At 38.8% G+C, this 22,706-nt stretch carries 15 protein-coding genes; 6 read left to right on the plus strand and 9 right to left on the minus strand.

Translation table 11 applies throughout. The features are described 5' to 3' along the window. Positions 1–171: 171 nt before the first annotated feature. The 3 genes from AC5YGI_RS05600 to AC5YGI_RS05610 form a co-directional block, all read right to left on the minus strand. On the minus strand, positions 172–7,704 hold the full coding sequence (locus tag AC5YGI_RS05600) for a DUF8202 domain-containing protein (RefSeq protein ID WP_496167737.1): 7,533 nt from the start codon (positions 7,702–7,704) through the stop codon (positions 172–174). 166 nt (positions 7,705–7,870) lie between these two features. Continuing rightward, the gene (locus AC5YGI_RS05605; protein ID WP_330747035.1) at positions 7,871–8,398 is read right to left on the minus strand and encodes a phage tail-like protein; all 528 of its coding nucleotides are present in this window, start codon (positions 8,396–8,398) and stop codon (positions 7,871–7,873) included. A 100-nt stretch (positions 8,399–8,498) separates the two neighbouring features. Then, positions 8,499–9,098, minus strand: coding sequence for a hypothetical protein (locus AC5YGI_RS05610; protein WP_330747036.1), 600 nt, complete (start codon positions 9,096–9,098; stop codon positions 8,499–8,501). 238 nt (positions 9,099–9,336) lie between these two features. On the opposite strand from AC5YGI_RS05610, the gene AC5YGI_RS05615 reads away from it, so the two are divergent. Continuing rightward, complete coding sequence (locus AC5YGI_RS05615; RefSeq protein ID WP_496167738.1) at positions 9,337–10,917, plus strand: helix-turn-helix domain-containing protein; 1,581 nt, start codon at positions 9,337–9,339, stop codon at positions 10,915–10,917. A 96-nt stretch (positions 10,918–11,013) separates the two neighbouring features. On the opposite strand, the gene AC5YGI_RS05620 is transcribed toward AC5YGI_RS05615, so the two are convergent. After that, positions 11,014–11,382 (minus strand): winged helix-turn-helix transcriptional regulator, encoded by a 369-nt coding sequence (locus AC5YGI_RS05620; protein ID WP_137904643.1) that lies wholly within the window; start codon positions 11,380–11,382, stop codon positions 11,014–11,016. An 87-nt stretch (positions 11,383–11,469) separates the two neighbouring features. On the opposite strand from AC5YGI_RS05620, the gene AC5YGI_RS05625 reads away from it, so the two are divergent. The 3 genes from AC5YGI_RS05625 (at position 11,470) to AC5YGI_RS05635 (ending at position 13,546) form a co-directional block, all read left to right on the plus strand. Continuing rightward, positions 11,470–12,300 carry an SDR family oxidoreductase gene (locus AC5YGI_RS05625; protein WP_496167739.1) on the plus strand — a complete coding sequence of 277 codons (831 nt, stop codon included), beginning with the start codon at positions 11,470–11,472 and terminating at the stop codon, positions 12,298–12,300. A gap of 20 nt (positions 12,301–12,320) precedes the next feature. After that, on the plus strand, positions 12,321–12,638 hold the full coding sequence (locus AC5YGI_RS05630; RefSeq protein ID WP_330747039.1) for a nuclear transport factor 2 family protein: 318 nt from the start codon (positions 12,321–12,323) through the stop codon (positions 12,636–12,638). A gap of 224 nt (positions 12,639–12,862) precedes the next feature. Continuing rightward, positions 12,863–13,546 (plus strand): hypothetical protein, encoded by a 684-nt coding sequence (locus tag AC5YGI_RS05635; protein ID WP_496167740.1) that lies wholly within the window; start codon positions 12,863–12,865, stop codon positions 13,544–13,546. 131 nt (positions 13,547–13,677) lie between these two features. Here the strand turns inward: AC5YGI_RS05635 and AC5YGI_RS05640 are convergent, their stop codons facing one another. The 3 genes from AC5YGI_RS05640 to AC5YGI_RS05650 form a co-directional block, all read right to left on the minus strand. After that, entirely contained in the window at positions 13,678–14,196 is a 519-nt protein-coding gene (locus AC5YGI_RS05640) for a DUF2911 domain-containing protein (RefSeq protein WP_110010501.1), read from the minus strand. A gap of 35 nt (positions 14,197–14,231) precedes the next feature. Then, positions 14,232–15,923 (minus strand): sodium:solute symporter family protein, encoded by a 1,692-nt coding sequence (locus AC5YGI_RS05645; protein ID WP_446105371.1) that lies wholly within the window; start codon positions 15,921–15,923, stop codon positions 14,232–14,234. 100 nt (positions 15,924–16,023) lie between these two features. Next, a complete protein-coding gene (locus AC5YGI_RS05650; protein ID WP_496167741.1) occupies positions 16,024–18,528 on the minus strand; it encodes a PIG-L family deacetylase in 2,505 nt (834 codons plus the stop codon). Between the two features lie 402 nt (positions 18,529–18,930). Here AC5YGI_RS05650 and AC5YGI_RS05655 point away from each other — a divergent pair, with 402 nt between their 5' ends. Beyond that, the gene (locus tag AC5YGI_RS05655) at positions 18,931–20,148 is read left to right on the plus strand and encodes a phage tail-like protein (RefSeq protein ID WP_496167742.1); all 1,218 of its coding nucleotides are present in this window, start codon (positions 18,931–18,933) and stop codon (positions 20,146–20,148) included. Between the two features lie 613 nt (positions 20,149–20,761). Here the strand turns inward: AC5YGI_RS05655 and AC5YGI_RS05660 are convergent. Then, positions 20,762–21,307: a hypothetical protein gene (locus AC5YGI_RS05660; protein WP_496167743.1), complete on the minus strand. Its 546-nt coding sequence runs from the start codon at positions 21,305–21,307 to the stop codon at positions 20,762–20,764. 89 nt (positions 21,308–21,396) lie between these two features. Here AC5YGI_RS05660 and AC5YGI_RS05665 point away from each other — a divergent pair, with 89 nt between their 5' ends. Next, positions 21,397–21,705 (plus strand): helix-turn-helix domain-containing protein, encoded by a 309-nt coding sequence (locus AC5YGI_RS05665; RefSeq protein ID WP_496167744.1) that lies wholly within the window; start codon positions 21,397–21,399, stop codon positions 21,703–21,705. Between the two features lie 109 nt (positions 21,706–21,814). On the opposite strand, the gene AC5YGI_RS05670 is transcribed toward AC5YGI_RS05665, so the two are convergent. Then, complete coding sequence (locus tag AC5YGI_RS05670; protein WP_496167745.1) at positions 21,815–22,705, minus strand: hypothetical protein; 891 nt, start codon at positions 22,703–22,705, stop codon at positions 21,815–21,817. Between the last annotated feature and the right edge of the window lies 1 nt (position 22,706).

A 22,706-nucleotide genomic window follows, 5' to 3' on the forward strand; every position in this document is an offset into this window, starting at 1 on the left:
AGGTCAATTTTACTTTCCGAAACTCTAAAATGTATCAGTTTCCCAATATGGATATTTCTAAAATTTGTATTCATATTTTTTAAATTATAAAAAAACAGTCTTGTTAAGAGTTATCAACAAGACTGTTATGATATATAAAGCCTTCTGTGAAAAGTCTTTTTGTTTATTAATTTAGTCCGGACAGGTCTGCGTAGATATACAATGCCATGCCATAGAGGCATCCCCCTCTTTCAAAGTATACATTTTGATACATTTGTTTGTCGTATCATATACCATCATTCCTTCCACAAAATTGGCAGCCGGAATACCTACCGGATTTCCTGATGCATCAAATGCAACCCTGTTAGGAACGAAACCTTTGCTTTTAGCTTCCAGCGCAAGCCAGCCTCCTTTTCTAACCATCGGCCAGTTATCGGAGTTGGCTCCAGCTCTGTTAAGAGCGGTAATACCCATTTTGGTATCTAATGCAGTCCCTGTTAGAATACCCGGTTTGTAGCAAAGGGCAGAAGCTGTTGTTGCTCCACATAGATCAAGAGGAGATATATAAAGGTATTTATCCGTATCATGCGGAGTACCACTGTAACCGTCTCCCATAATACCATAACCACCTATACCTATAAACCCAAAGCTCGTGGAGCTCTCTTTAAAGTTGATGACATGATATCCTCCATCTTCTACAGCTATTACTTTATCATTTAGTCCAAGCTGATTAGCAGCTGTGCCGTTACCCGGCATATACCGTGGATCAACATAATAAGGACTGCTGCTACTACCTAATTGCTGACGAAGATTGTATCCCCATCCCCATTGTTTTCCATCTGTAGTCAATATATTAATAGATGGATAATCATTAACATGCTCAGCCGGTGAGATCCAGGCGATATTACCACCCAAAGAGTGGGTAACGCTATTGGCATCCGTAGCAGTAGCAGTTATTTCTACCCAGTTATTACGTTGGGTAACAGTACCATCCCCCAACTGTCTTTCGCTATTATACCCCATAGCATAGAGCTTACCATTAGTAGCCAAAAGATAATAAGAACTTTCTCCTTCACCAACTCCTTCAGTCATCCCTATCATTTTTGGAGTTACTCCCGTAGGAACACTAATTTCTGTTGCGTAATTAGATACAACCGGGTTATTATTATCATTAAGGAAAGTTCTATACCCCCAAGTATAAAGCTTACCATTGGAAGTTAAAGCGAGCTTAGTATTCCAGATGCCACGTACAGCAACTACATTGTCCAGCGTTTGGGTAGCCGATGTCATCACACGGTGCCATCTTGTGTTATTAGCCGTACTCACAGGAGCATTATCTCCGTAATAACCTGTATTGTAGTTCCATACTGCACCGCTACAGGTTGTAATAGTTAATGAACCTTGATTAGCAACCATCATTTTTACATTGGTCGGGCTAACTCCCGGTGGCAGACCGTCTGCCTTACCGTTAACCGATTGCTTACCAAATCTGAAGTCACCCGTGCTTCTTAAACTTATAGGAAGAATAGTATGTCCCCAAGTATAAAGCCCGTCAGTGGTCAATAAAACCAAAGCATCAATACCACTACCACCACCGCTTGTTGTTGCTTTTAACGGTGTGCCGGTATAGTTGAATCCTGAGCCTGAACCTGGAAGTGATGTAGCAGGGTCTATTTTCGTTGGTGTAAGAAGGTTCAATACTACATTAGAGTTCGAAGTAGATACATTAGGTGAAACTCCATATCCCCAAACGTAAAACGAACCATCTTTTTGTTTTACTATAGTAGATCCTTCAGATGCAACAATATTATCATACTCTATAGTATTAGGATCTGTTGCAGTAAGATAAGTATTGTTGTTACAGCCTGTTGTACAAGATGTCTCATCTACTGTTACGTAAGTAATATACTTATTTTGACCCGCAGCGAAATTATAAGGATGTACCCATTTTCCACTGGTGGCATCATAGGTTCCGGCAACGTATACTACATTAGTTGTAAATGCGGCATCATCTGCCACCATCATTTTTACAGGAGCACTATTTCCAAAACCTGCCCCATAAGAACTAAGGTCTACCCCGAAATTTACCGTACCGACAGCATTGGTAGGCTGCGCCAGCCATTGTCTCTGGACACGTGAACCTCCTGTAAAGCCGTTTACCGTAATGCTGTTTAGTGCAAGATTCGTATTGTTATTATCTCCTAATACCAAATACGTTTTATCCTGGGCAAATCCTGTACGTGCTACATCCTGGTTTGGATTAACAAAATCATTAGTCGTTGCCACGGCAAGAATGGTTCCTGCATTGACACTTTTTGATACTTTCTGTTCCAGAATCTCAATATCATCCCTTCCTACTCCAAAGATATTATTATTGTATGTTGTATTGGTTGTTCCGTTCCATACTATATTTCCGGCAGTATCCAGATAGTGGTCAGTATTTACCTGTCCCAGGGTAATACCATACTTGATGGCAAGATAGGAATCTACTCTTCTACGTTCCGTAGTTGTAAGAGTTCCTGCACCATATACAATAGTTTCCCCGATATGCCCTGTAAATCCGGCATTGTCACTTCCATTACCTGAAAAAACAGTATTTCCGAAAATATGTCCTCCGTATTGAGCATTTACCGCTGCATAATTAACGGCTGTATTCATGGCAGCACCATTTAATCCTTTCGCACTCGTAGTATTGGTATTTTTGAAATACATAATACTTGGAATGGCAGCATCAAATGCAGGGTTTACTCCAGGGAATTGAGTGCCTGCACCATAAGGTCTTCTCTCCAAATTGGTTGTATTAGGAAAAATACCGAATGCATCCCAGTTGGCAGACCCGGTAGTCGTATTATCCATACCGACACTGAATAACCTTGGATTACCTCCGCCAGAAGCCAAGCCTTCTTTAGTCAGAGTGAATACATCAAAGTCCAGGCTTGTCAGGGTACGCACTGTATTATTTCCTAAGGTTTGTGTACCTACCGTGAAGTTAATTCCCGGGTTGAAGTTGAAATAATTGGAAGCCCCCAACACATATTTCGGCAGGGTATTCGTTCCTAACTGTGCTACTGTAGTTCCGTTCCAGACATCTGTCCATCCGGTTACATCAGTTCCTGCACCAGTATTTACAGTGTTTTTATCAGCCCGGTACCAGTAAGATAGCCCATTTGCAACTCCTCCCGGAGCATTTCCGAAACCTGCAAAAGTGAAGAATTGCCCATTCCCCAGCGTAACGTTTGCTGTGTTATAAACGACTCCATTTACAGTAACCTCTGTAATCATAGGAGTAAAGGTATCCGTTCCGTCGAAAACAGCATCCGGAGATTGTACCAGGTAAAGATTCTTTAGCCCTTTAGGCCATGCCACCGTTACGGTTCCTACACTTCCTGTATTTTGTACTTTCCAGATGGATTCAAAACGGTAATTAGTTGTACCGTTAGAACCTGCGGTATAAACCAACGGAGTTTTTAGTCCCTGTAAAAGGCCGTTATCTCCTGTCATCAGGAATTGTCCATCCGCAAGAGTATTGGTATTGGATGCATTGGTATTGGCCAATGAGTTTCCTGCCCCGATAATCAGTCTTTGTCCTACATTGATACTGTTAGACTGGATTTGATTCAGGTCGGATAACTTATCATTTGCAATACCGAATATATTATTGTTATACCCTGTATTGGTTGCTGACGCCCATACCGGAACAGAATTACTGCTCAGATAATCAGGAGTATTAACAATGTCCAGTGTAATTCCTCCTTTTATAGCCAGATAAGAATCTACCCTGTTGATTTCATTGGTTGTAAGTGCTTTATCAAAAACAATGGTTTCAGACATCGTCATTCCGGTACCATTATCATCACCGCCATCATTTGCATTTCTTCCCAATACGATTCCTCCGTCTGGCCATGTGGTAAGAGGAGTCATCACCATGCTGGAAATAACCGCCGCACCATTCAATGCTCTTTGAAATTGGCTATCGGTAAAACTGTTTCTTACAATAGTTGTATTGCTTAGCTGTGTATACTGAGCCGTAACTGGTGCTACAGCAGCATTAATATGGGAACCTGAAGTATTATCCCTCATGTTAATATAAACAGAAGCAATTCCCGGACTATCATATTTATTACCACCTGTAAGCGCTGAATAATTTAACCCGACTACTCTGTCATAGCCAGATCCTGTAACCGGTGTGGTACTGGTATAAATTGAATAATTAGTGCTGGAGACAGCATTCAGTATCGATGAATTTCCTAAAGCATTTGCTGGTACAAATGTAACCCCCGGGTTAAAGTTCAGGTTTAATCCTATTCCGTCTACCGCAGCAGGTGCAGATGTTGTACTAGCTAAGTTAGGGGTAACAATTACCGAACCAGCCGAATAATCTGTCCATGAAGTAACCGCACCACCTGTTGGAACTAAATTTTTATCTGCACGATACCAAAGAGATGAAACTACTCCTCCAGGAGCATGCATGTATCCTGCAAAAGTAAAATACTGCCCATTTGTCAATGTCACATTAGCTGTATTGTACACCACTCCGTTTACAGTAACTTCTGAACTCATCGGAGTAAAGGTATCTGTTCCATCAAAAACCGCATCCGGAGATTGTACCAGATACAGATTCTTTACGCCTTTAGGCCATGCCATCGTTACGGTTCCAACATTTCCTGTATTCTGTGCTTTCCAGATCGATTCAAAACGATAATTAGCTACCCCGTTAGACCCTGCTGAGAATGTTAACGGTGTCGTAAGACTTTGCCTCAGACCGTTATCTCCTGCTAAAAGGAACTGCCCATCTGTCAAGGTATTAGCATTTCCTGCATTGGTATTAGCCAATGTGCTTCCAATTCCTATGATCAGCTTCTGATTAGGATTTTCACTTCGTGACTGTTTCTGGTACAACGTGGAAATATTATCCCTTGCAATCCCCAAAATATTGTTCTGATAGGTAGCAGAAGTATTCCACACCACTGTATTGCCAGAGCTTACATAGTCTCCTAACAAGGTTGATCCCCATTTAACGGATAAATAAGAATCCACACGTGCTTTTTCTGACGCAGTAAGAGGAGTTGCAAATACAATCGCTTCATTCATCTGCCCATCGTGGCTTCCCCAGTTGGTATCACGACCTAGTCTGAAAATACGGGCGGTAGTTTCAGTTCCCGCTACGTTGGCACGATTATTATAAACCGATTCGCTGCCATTTAACCATATTTTTGCCAATAGGTTTGATGCAGTGGCCCCTGCACCATTCAGCCATGAAGAACCTGCTACAAAAGGATTTTTAGCAGCAAACGAATTCGTGGATAGCGTTGAATAATTACTGTTAGCCGTATTAGCATAGAATAACAGCTTATCGTATGGTGAAGTATTATTCGTGTGCAGTCCCGGATAATCCATTGTTGCGTCAAATCCTGCTAATCCTGCAGCTCCAAGGCTATTCATGTTACCCGCAATATAAATACTTCCCTGAGTACGGTTGATGATGGCATTACCTGTTCCAGGATCTGCTGCCATAAAGCCACCCTGCAATGTTCCATGGCCTGCTGAAATAAATGTTACGGTAGGGTTAAAGTTAGCCAGTGTACTCTGGTTAGAGAAAGTAGGTTGCTGTGCAGCGGTAGTCTGAACAAGGTTGTATCCTGTTCCCATCTGGTCATTCCACTGATTCAGCAATGTATTATCAGAGAATGTAATAGCATCTGCTTTATACCACACGGCAGCTGTTACTCCACCGGGTGCGGCAGCCATTACATTTACTGTCAAATCACTTGTACTGGTACAAGTACCTGTGGTCACGGTCCATCTGAAGGTATACGTTCCTTGGGTATTAAATCCTGTAACACTGGTATTGTAGGCCGATGGTGTTGCAATTACCGGGTCGGTAGCGCCTGCAGGTTTGGTCAGCAGTGTCCACGCACCTGTAGCTGCTACTCCAGGATTGTTTGCATTGAACGTGGTTTGTGATGTTCCTACCAATGTCTGGGCTGATCCAGCATTAGAGCCTACCTGTGCGGATACAAATACCGAAAATGTACCTTCCAAAGAAGTTCCGGAGCAGGCATATTCCTTATCCAAAAATGTACCCACACTTGTGTTATAGGTATCTGCTTTTATTTTAAATACATATTCACCCTGCGTAGTAAGATTGGAAATCGTAGTAGATGTATTCGTAAATAACGTACTGGCATAGGGCTCGAATACAGGATCAGCGGCACCTGCAGGTTTTGAAACCAATGTCAGCCTGTAACGCCCGTCAAAATCCTGGAAATAGCTGCTGTTTACGACACCTTTATATACCGCAGGCAATGGTATAGTTGCCGTTACAACACCGGATCCCGGATAGCATACTGTCGTTGCAGGAACTGTTACGTTAGGACGGCTGCCGTCTGAAATATGGATATAATAGCTCTGTGTTGCCAAGCAAGCCCCGGCATTGTCTCTGGTAATCGTAAACCTATAGGTTCCTACGCTCCACCCGCCTGCAGGTGGTGTTACGGTAGCACTTCTTGTTGCCGTACCCGCTCCTCCGTTTACCACGACAACCGCGCCACCTGGAGGTGGAGTACCTGACTGAACTGCAGCCGTATTGATGGTAGCCGGATTGTCAGCCGGATTGATGGTGTAATAGAATGTAATAGGTGTAGACTGTCCTGCATACCCGCAATGAACTTCTCCTCCGGAGCTTCCACCATCATAAATCATCATCTGCTCAGGTCTTGAGGCAACCAGAAAGTTTACCGGATTAGGCTGTATTCCATTATAGGTATATGTGAGTTCCGGTGTTGTATAGGTTCCGCTGGAGTTAGTAATCGTGAGAGTAAATTTGTAAACCCCTACAACATTTACCCCTGTAAAAAATATATTATCATCATAAATATTGGCATAGGCAATATTTCCTCCTGCCGGCTGGCTGGTAACATTCATAGTCACCGTCGTCCCAAAGTTTCCTGAGGAACCGGGTGAGGAAGGATATCCCTTGGAAAACTTAGGTGATGTATTCTGAAGTGTAATAAAATGATTTCCAGTATTGGAAATACATCTGGAAGTTGATACTGTAGGCAGTATCTGCGGATTCGGAATAAAACGGACAATAGCCGTATCTTCATACCAGCAGTTCGGATTATTTGTAGAGGTTATCCTCAACGTTACTACATACACCGGATCAATATCATGATTGGCTTTATTGACAAGGCTGAACGTTGTTGTCGCCGATGTTGTAGAGCTAAACTGAGAGTTTTGGCTGGTCTTTATACCGCTGCGCTCCCATCTGTAAATATTATAGGCACTCCACGATGCCGTATATCCATTCGGTACAACACCATTCAGTGTAACGGTACCTGTGGTGGCATTAACATTGGTAATATCCGGACCTGCAGTGAAGGTAGACACCTCTCCCGGCGCCGTAATGGTTACCTGTGATGTTGCCGTACCTACAGTGCAGTTTTGGGCAATCTGAAATATATAGCTACCGGGAGATGTCATCCCAGTAACATTGGTATTATACCCTGCCGGATTTACGATGACCGGATCCGGTGCACCCGCAGGTTTAGAAACCAGTGTCCAGGTTGGGTTTCCTGAAATACTCCCCCCAGGACTTCCTGAGAGGCTGGCAGACGTGCCACATATGGTGACATTGGCACCTGCATTTACACTGCAGTTCTGTGCCCTGGTTATCATATTGCCCAAAATAAGCAATATGAAAAAAAGGATAGTCTGTTTTTTCATGGTTTAATAGTTTAATCCAGTGTCATTTTAGGAAACTTGAGGTTAATATTTACAGGGTTATAAGCAATCATGCTTATAAAAACGGGAATTAATAAAACTGTATTTTTTTTCATTTTTTTAGGGATTATGAGTTTTTTGATCAAAATGAATTATTTAAAAATCCTATTTAAGGTTTCCAGAAAGTCCATACTTTACCATTATAGACTGCCAGCTGTCGTTTTGCAGTATCATAAACCATCATTCCTGCTGCGGGATTGATAATGTTTAGGTGTGGACTTGCCACTTTAGGCAAAATCATAGCTTTATCTGATGCTTCCAGTACAAGTATACCTGGTGTTGGAGAAAGAATTCCTATACCTGCCTTTGCTGTTATTTTCTCTTGTTTATCAACTCCCTGTATGCTTAAATCTGCAAGGCCAATTGTTGCGGCTGTTCCATCATCCTCACTCAGGTTGGTCCATTGGGAATTATTTTTAAGATATTTGACCTTATGATCTGTAGTATCGTAAATAACAGTTCCTTCAAAGGTTAATCCGGATTTGTCATCAATATATGGAAGGATAAACCCTCTGTTTTCAGCAGATGAGAACTCTAATGATACGGAAGAATTGGTTATATTTTCTTTTCCGATTGCCACTTGTGATTTTACAGTACCAACTACTAAAATGGCTATTATCAGTAATGCTTTTTTCATTGTATTTTGTTTGAATTATTAAATGACAGTAACAATTCGCTCCGGATATTTCCGTCGAATAGGTATAAATCGCGTTTAATTTTTCTTTGAAAAGATTGTCTTAAACGGATGTCAGAAATATAACATGATTATCTGGTGGCGGGCGTTGATAATTCCGGAAGAAATTAAAAGTAGAGAACCAATGGCTCTTATAAGTATTTTTAAAGCAGATATCAGATAAACATATTGGAACATGAAAGCTATTTTCCGGTTTTATCTGTTCTTTTTTATTTTGATCAGGGTTTATAACCTGTTTTTGTCTGTCTGAAGATATCAATAAAGATGTTTCTGATGTTGGGGCTTTACGGAAAAGAAACAGAGCTCCAGAATACTTATGAGCTACAGAAATATGGAACTTCTTCCTCCTTTTTTTTTTACCCTGAACAATAGCTCCTTTTTTCCTAAGCTTTGAATCTGACCTTTTTTTGTCAGGATAAGAAATATTTACGTTTTCTATTCCTGTAATCTTAGTTCCCTCTACTATAAATATTATATCTGTCTGTATTGGATTATCTGATGAGGTTTCCTTATTGCATCGGGAGACAGCTTTTATGATCTGAAGATTACAAATTAACAGAATGAACAAAAGAAATCTTCTCACTTTGGTGAATGTAAGGGAGAAGATTTTAATCATCATGTTATTTTTAGAATCGGTTATCATTTCATGCAATATTATGATTACATCAAAATCTTCACAAGTTTAGCAAGGGAACAATTCCGAAAGTTTCATATGCAACCCAACCTATTTTACAAATATGCATTACTGATTATCAACAAATTAAAAAAACGCTCTGTTTTTTTAGAAGATAAAAATGTGGAGGTAGGTATTTGTTTAAATCGAAACTATATTTAAATTAAATTTGCTCAATCAGTTATTTTTTAAAATTTAAACTATAATCATGAAGAACTTCTATTACCTCATTCTCATTCTATTTCCTTTTCAAGGCGCATATTCTCAAAATAATTTTCATACAAAACAACAAATTGACAGCGTATATAAGACTAATGAAATGATTTATCCGGACGATGAACAGGATGTCAAAAAATTAGAAGAATTAATTAAAGCTTCTCAGAAAATCAATTATAAAAATGGAGTCATAGATGGTAAAATGAAAACCCTTTCCTATTTAAATTTCCGCTCCGATTACAAAGGAATGCTTAAACTCATCAGGGAATTAGAGGCATTGGGATTAGAGAATGACCATCTGCAACTTAACAGACTTTATATGAGTAAATCAATAGCAAATAATGCATTAGGTATAGAAAGAGAAGCACGTCAGAATCTGCTGGACGCATTGAAACATGCTAAAAAGCTGCAGGGAGATAAGGGACATATGGAAGTTTCATATGTATATAATACTACTGCAATATTTTTCGATGGTAAGTCTACTGATTCAGCATTCTATTATCAGAAAAAAGAATTGAAAGAACTTGAGCAAATAAGTAACAAAGAGACCAAAAAAGTACAGATGTCCATTGCACTTAGCAAACTCAATATTGGAAAATATTATCTGACTATAAAACCACAGCGACTGGATCTGGCAGAACCGTATTTTATGGATGCTTATAATTATAAAACTACAAATCCGGACATTTTTGAAGAACTGGATTTACCAATATTGTGCGGTCTTGCTGATTTTTATCTTTATAAGCGGGATTACAACAAATCTATTGAGTTTTCAAATGAAGTTTTGCAAAGGGAAAAAACAAAGAAAAATTACACTTACAAATCTTATGCTTATTCGGTTCTTGCTGATGCCTATGAGGGTTTGGGAAACTCAAAAGAGCAGGCTAAATATGCAAAATTATATGCAGCATTAAACGATAGCATCAACCTGGCTTCTAAAAAAGAGGTAAGCCAGCAATTTGACAAACTGATAACAAATGCTGAAACTAAAAAGGATAAAGAATATAGTTCTAATTTAAAAAAAATACTCACAGGCATTGCCTGTTTTTTATTAATTTTATTATTGATAACATGGTTTTTCTGGAAAAGAAATAATAAAATTATTCATAAAAAATATGAAGAACTGATTGCAAAAATCAGCAATGAACGGAAGGATACTCAAACTAAGGATCCGGAAACCTCAGAAAACACAGATGCAAAATCATCTGTCAATATAACAGATGAAACCATAAAGATCCTACTCCTTAAACTTGAAAAATTTGAAACTTCAGAGAAATACCTTAGGAAAGACCTCAGTCTCACATGGATGGCTAACAATCTGAACACCAACACTAAGTATCTTTCAGAAATTATTAAAGTACACAGAGAGCATAATTTCACCAGCTATATTAATGAACTCCGTATCAATTATATCATCAGAAAACTCTATGAAAATCCTGTCTACAGAGAATACAAAATAGCTTATCTTTCTGAAGAGTGCGGATACTCAACTCCACGAGTATTTGTTAACGCCTTTAAAAAAGAAACAGGTTTTACACCGTCATATTTTATAGATCAACTAAAATCTGCATAATATTTACAGAGACATAAAGCACCTTATTTATTTGGTAATAAAATACTTTATGCTGAAGTATAAAAGTTTTGATAATTGATTTCTAGATCTGATGAACTATTGGCCATTCCCCGCCATTCTTTTTAAAATTACTGTTCTCAGCCGGTTTTCATTTTCATCAGCCCAATATCCTAATGCAGAAATTACAGGAATTAAAGTCTTACCAAAATCGGTAAGGGAATATTCAACTTTTGGCGGAACCTGGGCATAAATTTTCTTTGTAACAAGTTCGTGCTCTTCAAGTTCTTTTAACTGGATATTTAAAACGCGTCTCGAAGCATCCGGAATTTTACGCTGCAATTCACTTGGGCGCAGATGACCTTCATTGATAAACCACAGCAGACGGATTTTCCATTTACCGTAAAGGACTTCACCGATAAGGTCAAGACCGCAGTTTAAATTCAAGGGTATTTTTCTTTCATGCATACACAAATTTAATCCAATGTGCCAAATTGCACAATAGGGGAAAAAATTATCCCTATGCAATTCGGTTTTCCGTTATTGCCTGAAAAAGTGATACTTCGGAAATTTGTAGCAAAGAATTTAACAATGGAAAATCTATTTAATTACAACAACGAACTTCAAGGTAAAATTGCCTTAGTAACAGGCGGAACAAAAGGAACCGGCAAAGCAATAGCAGAAAGACTGCTGCAAGCTGGTGCAGCGGTTATAATAACTGCGAGAAACGCGCCTGAAAAAGAAAACAGCAACCTGCATTTCGTTCCTGCCGATTTGAGTAAAGCAGAAGGAACACAAAAAGTCATCAGCGAAGTGCTGTCGGCTTATGGGAGACTGGACATTCTTGTGAACAACCTGGGTTCTTCATCAACACCCGCTGGTGGATTTGCAGCATTAACCGATGAAGATTGGGAATCAACCTTACAAGCTAATTTGCTTGCTCCGGTTCGGCTGGACAGAGGTTTTTTACCACAAATGATAGAGCGAAAAAATGGTGTAATTATTCACATCGCTTCCATCCAGGGTAAATTACCCCTTTATGATTCAACCTTACCTTATGCAGCTTCAAAAGCAGGACTGAGAAACTATAGTAAAAGTTTATCGAACGAAGTTACCCCAAAAGGTGTCCGGGTATTGGCTGTTTCACCAGGATGGATCAATACAACAGCTTCGGAAGCCTGGCTGGGTGAAATTGCGAGAAACGCAAACAGTACAATAGAAGAAGCGCAAAACAGCGTTATGGATGCATTGGGCGGAATACCTTTCGGAAGACCTGCCGAACCGAAAGAAGTAGCTGAATTAGTTGGTTTTCTTGTTTCACCAAGAGCCAGTTATTTAACCGGAACTGAATTTATAATCGATGGCGGTACAGTGCCAACCATTTAATCATCTTAAAATACTATACAATGAATTTACCAAACATTATTTCAGAATTGGTGAAAACCCAAAACGAATTTAACAGTGCAGCCTACGCAAATTGTTTTGCTGAAAATGCGGAGGTATTTGATGAAGGCAAAACCTACAACGGAAAAGCAGAAATTGAAAGCTGGATTGACAAAGCGAACAAAGAATACAAAGCCAGTATGAAATCACTAGATTATAACGAAAGTGAAAGCATCTTATCGGCGGAAGTTTCGGGAACATTTCCGGGCAGCCCAATTGTTTTGAAATATCATTTTCAATTGTCTGACGGACTCATTCAATCTCTGAAAATAACGGGTTAATATTTCAATAAACCTGAATGTACTGGTTTATATTTCAAAGTACCACATCTTAATGATTTACAAATGATTACCAAATTCCAGAATCCCCTTTGAAGCGTAAGCACAGCTTTCTGTAAAATCTACTTTTGACCGTTTCATTTCCATTTGATATATTTTAATTTCGATGTAGGTAACTCAATTATTATTTTCTTCCCTATATTTATTGTTTATTCAATCAAAATCAAATGAATTTAGACTTTGAAACATTTAAAAAAGACATCAATTGGTTTATCAGGCCAAATGATCTTGTTACATTGTATGATACAGAATCAGTTCTGAATCTTTCCGAAAATTTTACATCAACATTCCCTAAATTATCTCAACTTATTCAAAAGGCCAGAAAGCTGGAATTTAGTGTAAATAATAATCCCTACCGATTGTTCTCATGGACCAATAAGTACAATAAAAGCTGTGGATGGTTAACCAAAATTGAGTTAGAAGATACGGATAATATTGTGTTAGCAAAAGAACATGAATTATTACTTAAAGAGATTGGCGGGATTTCAGAATCTTATCATCAGCCCGAACCGGCCCTGACTAATAATCAGGACTACTTATTCTTAAAATCTGCCTGCATAACGGGAATCGGCGAATGGGAAGAATATTATGAAAATCTTTGTGAAGAAGAACACAAACAACCGGTACAATATAATGACTTCATTTGCTTTGCCCTGGAAGCTAATGGCAATATGACAATGTATGAAAAGAATTCAGGGAAGGTACTTTTATTTGCACATGATCATTGGTTTGAGAATGTTGATCCCCTTGAAGATCAGCCTGAATACACTTTTTACACAATACAAGATGTTGACAATTTTGTAGATTATGTTGAAAAGATAGCTGAGGAATGGTCAGAGGCTGTATTATAATGTAATTGAGACTGTTCTACATTTTAAAATTTAAACAGGAAATGATTAGAACTGCAACAGCAGCCTTATACAATATCAAAATTGTAAACAAAAAATCCCGGATAAACCGGGATTTTAATTTGTAATTCAAATTATTTTATCTCTACAGGAACTGAGATTTTGTCCCAATCCATTGTAAATCCATTACTGTTTATTTTATAAACTAAAGTTTCCTGTGTTGCTGGCAAAGCCTTTGTTTTTACATCAACACGTAAAGCATCTTTAGCCTGTTCATATTTATAAGCTCCCCATTGTTTTGGTTCTTTGTTAAAAATGGCTGTCCAGGTTCCGCTTTGTTTAGGGATTAAGAAAAAGCTGTATTTTCCTGCAGGCAGTTTTTTACCCTGAACGGTAATATCTTTATCCGTTTCGAAGGTCGTTGCTTCATTCGCTCCCGCTCGCCAAACTTTATCATAAGCTTCCAGACCGCCCCAGATTGTACGTCCTTTCACAGAAGGGCTGCTATAGTTTATGGTAATGTTGGCATCTTTAATTTTTCCCGTAGCCGTAGCGGGAGGGCTGGCAGGTTTTTTAGCCTCCTGTGCAAAGGCATTCATTGAGATCGTCATCGTAGCAACAAGTACAGTTGCAGATTTAAGAATCGTTTTCATAATATTTTTATTTGTTTGTTTTTAATATTGTTCGTTTACGAATTTACTGTTTTCTGCTTATAAAACAGCAAACCGATTGCAGAAAATATAATGACTGCTGCTGCCCCGATTACATTAAGCCAGAGGAAAGAAACGACATCGAACTGATACACGGCAATAACCGTAATTTCCGATACAATGGCAGCAATAAATACATTCGGACCGTTGATCTTTTTATAGTAAAATGCAACAAGGAAAATCCCCAATATCGGTCCGTAGAAAAGAGAGCCTAATACATTAACCGCCTCAATAAGTGAACCCATTTGCGTAGCAAACATAGCTACACCGATTGAAAAAATACCCCAGGCTAAAGTATGCAGGCGGCTGTACTTCAATTCGGTTTTATCATCAGGAATTTCTTTGCTGTATAGTAAATGAACATCTTTTAATGAGCAGGCGGCAAGGGAATTCAGTGCTGCCGAAATGGAGCCCCAGCTGGCGAGAAAAATGACGGCAAACAGCAGCCCGATCATTCCTGCAGGCAAGGTATTTTTTACGAAATACAGGAAAATATAATTCGTGTCCGTTTTCTCTGCATTATAATTTGAATTATTAATCGCTTCCTCTACCCTTCCGTGCAGTGCTTTTACTTGCGATTGCGTATCTTTAAAATCCTGAATTGTTTTGGTAAGCTGAGGAGAATTTTGTTCTTTCAGCTTTAAAATTTCTTTCGATTCTGCATTAAATTTTAGTTGTAAATCCTGATGCTCTTTTTCAAAAACTGCCGCCTGCTCAGGCTGTTTTTCCTTTAAATACTGATAAGAACGTTCGTTAAAATAAATCGGAGCCGGTTTCAGAGAAAAGAATGCGAAAAGCAAAGCACCAATCAGGAGAATAGCAAACTGCATCGGAATTTTAACCAGTCCGTTCAACAGCAAACCCATTTTTGCATTGGTATTATCTTTCGCAGTGATATATCTACCGACCTGGCTCTGGTCCGTACCAAAGTAAGAAAGCGCCAGAAAAAAACCGCCAATCAAGCCACTCCAGATATTGTATTTATCTTTCCAGTCGAATTCTGTGGTGATAACATTGAGTTTTCCGGATTTCCCCGCCAGATACAGCGCATCATTAAAACCAATTCCATCCGGCATATTCTGAATAAGGAGATACCCTGCAAAAGCCATGGTCCCCAGAATAATAAGAAACTGTAATTTCTGGGTATGAGCAATAGCTTTTGCCCCGCCAACATAGGTATAAATCAACAGAATACCACCTGTTAAAACATTAGTCAAATAAATATTCCAGTTTAAAACACTTGACAAGATGATACTCGGAGCATAAATGCTGATCCCCGTTGACAAGCCTCTGGAAAAAAGAAAAAGCAGTGAAGTGAGTACCCTTGTTTTTTTATCAAAACGATTTTCTAAATATTCGTAGGCAGTATAAACATTTAAGCGCTGAAATATCGGGATGAAAGTGATACAGATCACAATCATTGCCAGAGGCAGTCCAAAATAATACTGCACAAAGCGCATACCATCTGTATACGCCTGGCCCGGAGCTGAGAGAAATGTAATGGCACTCGCCTGGGTAGCCATAATACCGATAAGCACAATATACCAGGGCATTTTGTTATCTGCTTTCAGGTAGGATTCGTTGCTTTTCTGGCCACGGCCGATGAATACGCCGTAAACTACCACTGCAACAAGTGTAATAACGAGAACGGTCCAATCTATAGTACTCATGCCCAGAATTTAGTAAACCAATAATAAAATGCAATCTGCAAGATTAATGCAGCTGTTAATAACAGATACCAGGTATTCCAATTTTTAAGTTTTTTGTTCATTAGTTTTTCTGTGCAGATAAAAAGTTTAAAAATAAACGTGCTGCTCCGGCATTTCCTGCAGGCAGCTGTCTGAAAAATGCCAGTGGCGTATAAATAAAATTACCTTTACCGTATTTCGCGTATAAAGTTGAACCCTGAAGAGGCTCTTCATCTGTATCGTGCATTTCAAAAAGCGGTTCATACGCTGCATCCCATTGAGCAGGAAAATAGGCACCGCGCTCCTGTACCCAGCCCTTAAAGTCGTCAGCAGTGATTTTATTCGGAAAGTTCAGTAATTTATGATTGGGATTTAAAAACTTTACCGCAGCATTTTCTTCCGTAACCCGTTTATTGGCAATACTGAAATTGTACATTCCCAATTCATCAACGGTGGTATCCTGGTTGGTGTTATACTGCATCACCAGATTACCGCCTGCTTTTGCATAAGACCATAAAAAAGGCATCCAGCGTCCCAGTTTTTTCTCCGTGTTGTTGGCACGGACACCAAGCACGATGGCATCATATTGCAACAGCTTGTTTTGACTGCCGTTTCCGCCGGATTCATCTAAGTTTCCATAAAAATCTCCGTCTTTCAGGATATCTACCTGAACACCTGCAATGCGCAGAAATTCGGGAATAAAATCACCCGCACCTTGTATATAACCTACTTTTTTAACTTTAGCCTGAATATCGCCTTTCATCACTGTCACAGCGGCAGGCGCAAAATATTGCAGGGAAGGCAAATGCGGATACTGAATTAATATTTGTTTTTTATTATAGGTAGCCCCATCTGCAACATAATCAGCGTCCAGCTGCAAACGGTTTGAATTTATGGAGACAAGCTTAGCTTTTGGAATAACGTAATCGAAAGTAAAATCTTTCTCTTTTACAGCTCTTACCTCAGCGCTTCCTAATCGTTCTCCGTTGTACATCAGGTTTAGAATACCTTTATTGAACGGTTTGTTAGAATTAACCTTAAAATTTAAACTTACCTGCAGGTCTTCATTTTCTTTGACCAGATAAAGCGGCTGTGTAAATTTCAGTTCCACAGCAGGAACAATACGCAAGGCTTCAACCACATCACCACGCACAGGATCTAATTTCTTGAAAGATAAAGGAAGTTTAACCTGAAACTTTTCCGGGCCGATTTTTAAACCGACCAAAACATTCAATGGTGATTCTGCTTCAGGCAGACCAACTAAAGTTTCATCCGGAACAGCGAAAGTTGCTGCGTTCACGGGTGGTTTTGCCAGCCAGTAAGGTTCTGTAAGTGCTGCATCTGCAGGAATCTGAATATCATGCTGAATGGTAATTAAAGAATCTTTTGACAGTTCCCTGTTGAAACTTTCTGATTGACTTAACCATTTAACATTCTCTAAAACGACAGGATTTACAGTTCTTGAAATCAGATTTAACCTGAAATTATAATGATCTCCGGCAACTGCTTCAGCCTGATTGGTAACCACCTCTCCCATAAACCCGGCGCAGCTTAAAATAATGTTGTCAAGAGATTTAATTTTATCCTTTTTCTGGTCCGAATCCCGCAGCGCCATGACCTTTTTTCTTAATGCAAGCAAAGCAGGCAGGCTCTGATCGGGGTTATTGAAATTGAAAGCGGAAATAATCTGATCTAATGACTGGTCAATATCAGCATTTCCCTGTGAAGTCCATGTTTTAGTAACTCCGTCAAAAAGAGTTGCTTTTGCAGGCTCACCGGCAACATGGGCAAAATATTCTGTTCTGATGCCGGCTACAGACTGTGTTCCCGCACCCTGACTTTTATGTAAACTTCGGCTTAATCCTGCCAGCTCCCCATAGCCCATTCCCAGTTGCGCATCATATTGCCCAACGGTAACTTTCAGTTGATTTTCCGCTGTAGTATTAACTCCACCAAACCGGAAAGTATTCCACAATACACGTTTTGGCTGCCATGTATTCACATATTTCAGCTGATCCGGGAAAGCATTTTTATCTCCTGCCAGCTTAAAAGCTTTTTCCGCAACTACCGCCGAAGCCGCATGCTGTCCGTGGCCAGCTGCTGCAGTGGGAGGAAAACGGCAAATGATAACATCAGGCCGGAATTGGCGGATTACCCAAACCACATCCGCTGTAATGCTGTCTGCATCCCATTGCTTAAAAGTATCGGTCGTATTTTTAGAAAATCCGAAATCAATAGCGCGGGTAAAAAATTGTTGGGCACCATCTAACTTTCTTGCTTCCAAAAGCTCATGTGTTCTGATCAATCCCAATGCAGCCCCCTGCTCCGTACCTAATAAATTCTGACCGCCATCACCTCTGGTTAAAGATAAATACCCCGTTTCTACATTTTGACTGTTGATTAACCAGGAAAGCAATCCTGTATTTTCATCATCGGGATGCGCCGCAAGATATAAAACTTTAGGCAGGTTTTTAAGGGTTTTGATTTCGCGGTAAATTTCAGATGATTTTGATGGCCGGACCTGCTGGGCCGAACAAAATACCGTATAAAAGCCAAGAATAAATACAGTGCTTACTTTTTTGAACATTTGAATTTGCTTTGCAGGCAAATATAAGTAAATCATCTTTCTTTCAACATTAAAAGAATCAGGCTGTGAATTTTACAGAAAAGTTTTTAAAATTAATCACAAAGGCAGAAAAATTTGAAGTTCAAAGATGAAAATTTTCGATCCTCTACAATACTTTGGGCACTTCTTATTTTCAAAGTAAATAGCTTACATAACTAAAGTGCTTAAAAAGCTTTTTGCCTTTTATTGCACGTAACACAACAAAAATTAAACGGTAAAAAAAATGAAATTTTTATCTTAAAAACATATCATAATGAAACTTAATATTACCAATTAGTTAATTTTTATCAATCACAAAGGTTTTTTTTTCATTTTTCACAAAAAAAAGAATTATATTTGGTACACACAAAATAACACCCTCATATGAAAACAAAATTTACACTCCTCACTACTATTCTTATTTCAGGAGCTTCCTTTGCCCAAGTAGGGATCAACACAGCCTCACCTAAAACAACATTGGATGTATCTGCCACAAGGGATGCTTCAGGGCTGATTACGAATAACACACAAACATTCGGATTACAGGCCCCAAGGCTCACCAGAGCTGAGCTTACAGCCAATACCGCTACGTATGGCATCAATCAGACCGGCGCATTAATTTATATTACAGACGTCACCGGCGGAGATGCCACAGGGCAACGTGTCAATGTTACTGCTATGGGCTATTATTATTTTGACGGTACAGTATGGCAAAGACTGACACAGGCAACCAATGCCATAGCTCCGGCAATTTCTGCTTTACAATGTACTACAGCTTACTTAAGTCCTTCTACTTATACTCCCGGTACTCCTTACACCGGAAACCTGAGAGTTACCTATAATGGAGGAAACGGCGGGGCATATAATTCAGGAACTCCTTTTACCATCAACGGATTGACTTTCCAGCTAAGACCCGGAACTTTAGAGTTTGGTGATGGAGAACTGGTATTCTCAGTAAGCGGAACTCCCACCACTGCTAATGACATGACTATCCCAATGACCAGCAGTACGGTTTCTTTCCTAACAGCAGCACAAAACTGTACCGCAACAGTAGGAAATAGCAGCCGCGCAGACATTGCCTCTGTAGCTGTGATGGGATATCCCACCCTGACCACCGATCCCAATGGGAAACAAGCGTACACCTTCCCTCTTGCTACCCCGGATGGCAAATATTCGATCAGAGTAATATTTGATACCACAAGTGGGACAACCCTTGCCAATCCTAATGTACAGTTGTTTAACAATACAGGTGCTACCGTAAACCTGTACTGGAATTACAATACCGAATATGGCGGTTATATTGGAGCAGCTCAAACTACCAACAATATTACTTCAGGAGTATGGGGCGGTATGGGAGATGCAACAGCTACCTGGTTTCCTCAGGGTACAGGAGCAATGGGAAGTGCGTACTGGGGGAACATAGGAATTATAGATGGTTCCAGCGGCGGACCTGAGCATAGAAGATATACCTGGATAGACAGTAATTCTTCTTCAAAAACTGCTTATACCGCAACCATCATGGCAGGTGCTCCTACTTCAGGCAATGCCCAGCCCAACCTTACTAAAATATTCATCAAGTTGGAGCAGGTAAAAGCTCAATAATATAATGCCCCTGAAAAAGGGGCATTTTTTATTTTTAATTGGTATCAATCATTTTCTTTTCTCTGCTCTCCGATGTCTCCTGACTTTGGAACAAACTTAAAGTTGGGCTTTGCACAGCAGAACACAATATTTGAAGTTATTTTTTGAAAAAAGATGAACGCAAAGTTCATTAATAATTCTGTTTTATTTTAAGTGGGCAAAGCGATGCGACTTTGTCGCTGATGAAGCGGCATGCTTATCCATATGCTTCAGCGAATCAACTTCGTTGATTCTTTCCTTTGCACTCTTACAATTAACAGTTTCAAAAACAAAACCTTTGCATTTAAAAAAACACGTCACCAGTTCGTATTTAAATTATTCTTGAGTAGAAAGATGAACGCAAAGTTCATTACTAATTCCGTTTTATTCTAGTGGGCAAAGCGATGCGACTTTGTCGCTTATTAAGCGGCATGCTTATCCATACGCTTCAGCAAATCAACTCTGTTGATTCTTTCCTTTGCTCTCTTACAATCAACAGTTTCAAAAATGAAATCTTTGCGTCAGAACAATAGGCCAGCACCACATTAATCAACCATATTAACAGCTCCCAACCTTTTATTTACCAACAAACTTCTTATTCTAAACTTGTTTCAGTTATCTTCTTTTCCCTTTTTCTCTGAAGAATAAGATGTGCCGCATCCAGCATTTTCACCGTATGAATGTAGGGCATCACGATATTTCTTTCCGGCAGATTTTCATAGACCCCCAGTGAAAAATAGACGATTCCGGACATAAAATAATCAAATTCTTTGAGGGTGTAGGCACTGAATGCTTTTTTGAAAACCAACAGAGGATTCCGGTATTCTTTCTCCGAAAGCAGGCCAAGAACCCAAGGGGAAATCTTTTCCGGCCGGGTATCGACCGTCCATTTTCTGTTCTTCAGCATCATGAGATAGCCTGCCTGGATCAATGACCTCATCGACTGATGAAACTGGAAGATCACCGCCGGATCTTCATGGATCCAGCTATTTCTCTTTACCGCATAATTCATAATATTGCTGAGCCTTTCTTTGGAAACATCCAGCTCATTGAACTGAAAGAAAGTTTCTATCAGCTGCAAACCGGAGTTCTTCTTTTCTGCCCGAAACCGGGGATCGAAGTTTGTTTTGCTTTTTTTCATGTTTGTATTTTTTTATAAATGTAGGAAAAAAAATAATAAAACACATATATGTGTTGATGAAAAATTTTAGAAAGCTCAACCTTTACTAAATGTATAAATGGCAAATAGAAGAATTAAAATTTCAAATTGGAAAGCTTATTCAATTATATAGGCTTAAAAAGGGACTTTCACAGTTTCAGCTTGGAAATGAACTCAATATCTCAAGTAACCATGTTGGTAGAATTGAAAGAGCTGAAACCAACCCAACCATTGAAAGCCTTCTTACATTCTGTAATTTTCTTGAAATTGATCTATTACATTTATTTACAAAACTCAATGAAAAAGAATTAAAGAATATTGAAAGTGAAATCAACCGACTACAAAAAGAATTTAAAAATCAAAATAAGAGAAAATCCTGACGAGAGTCGGGATTTTCTCTTATTTTGAAACTTTGATGAATATCTTTATCTAAAAAACTTAAGGAATATAACTCTCTTAAGTTTTTATATTTTATAAAAAATTGATTAATTATAAAAATCTAGTAGCTCCAGTTTTTTCCACGACTTCAGCAACTTTTTCAGCTTCATCTGAAGGAATCATTTCAAAGGAAGGAACATTTCTCATTTCCTGCCAAAATTTGTGTTCAGGAGTTTTTCTTTCTGGCTCATCAGTAATAAGAAAGAAATTATTTTTATCAAGATCTTTTTTATATTGCTGACTAAGAAAAGCGATCAAGGTAACATAATGAGAAACATACTTCTCCAAGGTTTGCACAGTATTTTCTAGCAATAAAGTTTTTGCTCCAACAAAAGAACCATTTAAGCCAATGCAATCCACATTAATATTAAAGTATAAACTTTTCAGATTAGAATGATTCAATGTAATCTCTGTATGTATTTTATTCTCAACCCTTTGAATCAAATTTAACTGAACTTTTTGATTGATATCTAAATCAGTTTCGTAATAACGATTTATATTTAATTTTGCATCATTTAGCTTGTCTGTTTCCTTTAAAGCTAGTTTAAGTTCCGGTTCTTTTTCTATTAATAAGGAATAAAGCTTTATAAACTTTTCGGAATTAAAGTTGTCATCTAATATTGAAGCTTTTGAGAACTGAAGCAAACCGTTTGAATAAACTTTTAGATAATCTATATAATCTGCTGTAATAAATCTTTCCAAAGGAAATAATTGTTCATGATCAGAAGTTGTTTTTAATTGCTTCAAATAATTTTCTAACTGCCTTAAAACAAAATCTACAGATTTAGTTTTGTTAACTATAAGCTTCTTAATAATGTTTTTCTTTGTTTCTGAAATCTTCAACCAATACTCATTTCCACTGCATACCAAAAGTCCGATAGAAAGAGAATCTCCAGCCATCGTATTTGGTGATAATTTTAAAATGGTATAAAAGGTTTTCATT

The organism is Chryseobacterium sp. CS3K3.1, assembly GCF_059515165.1.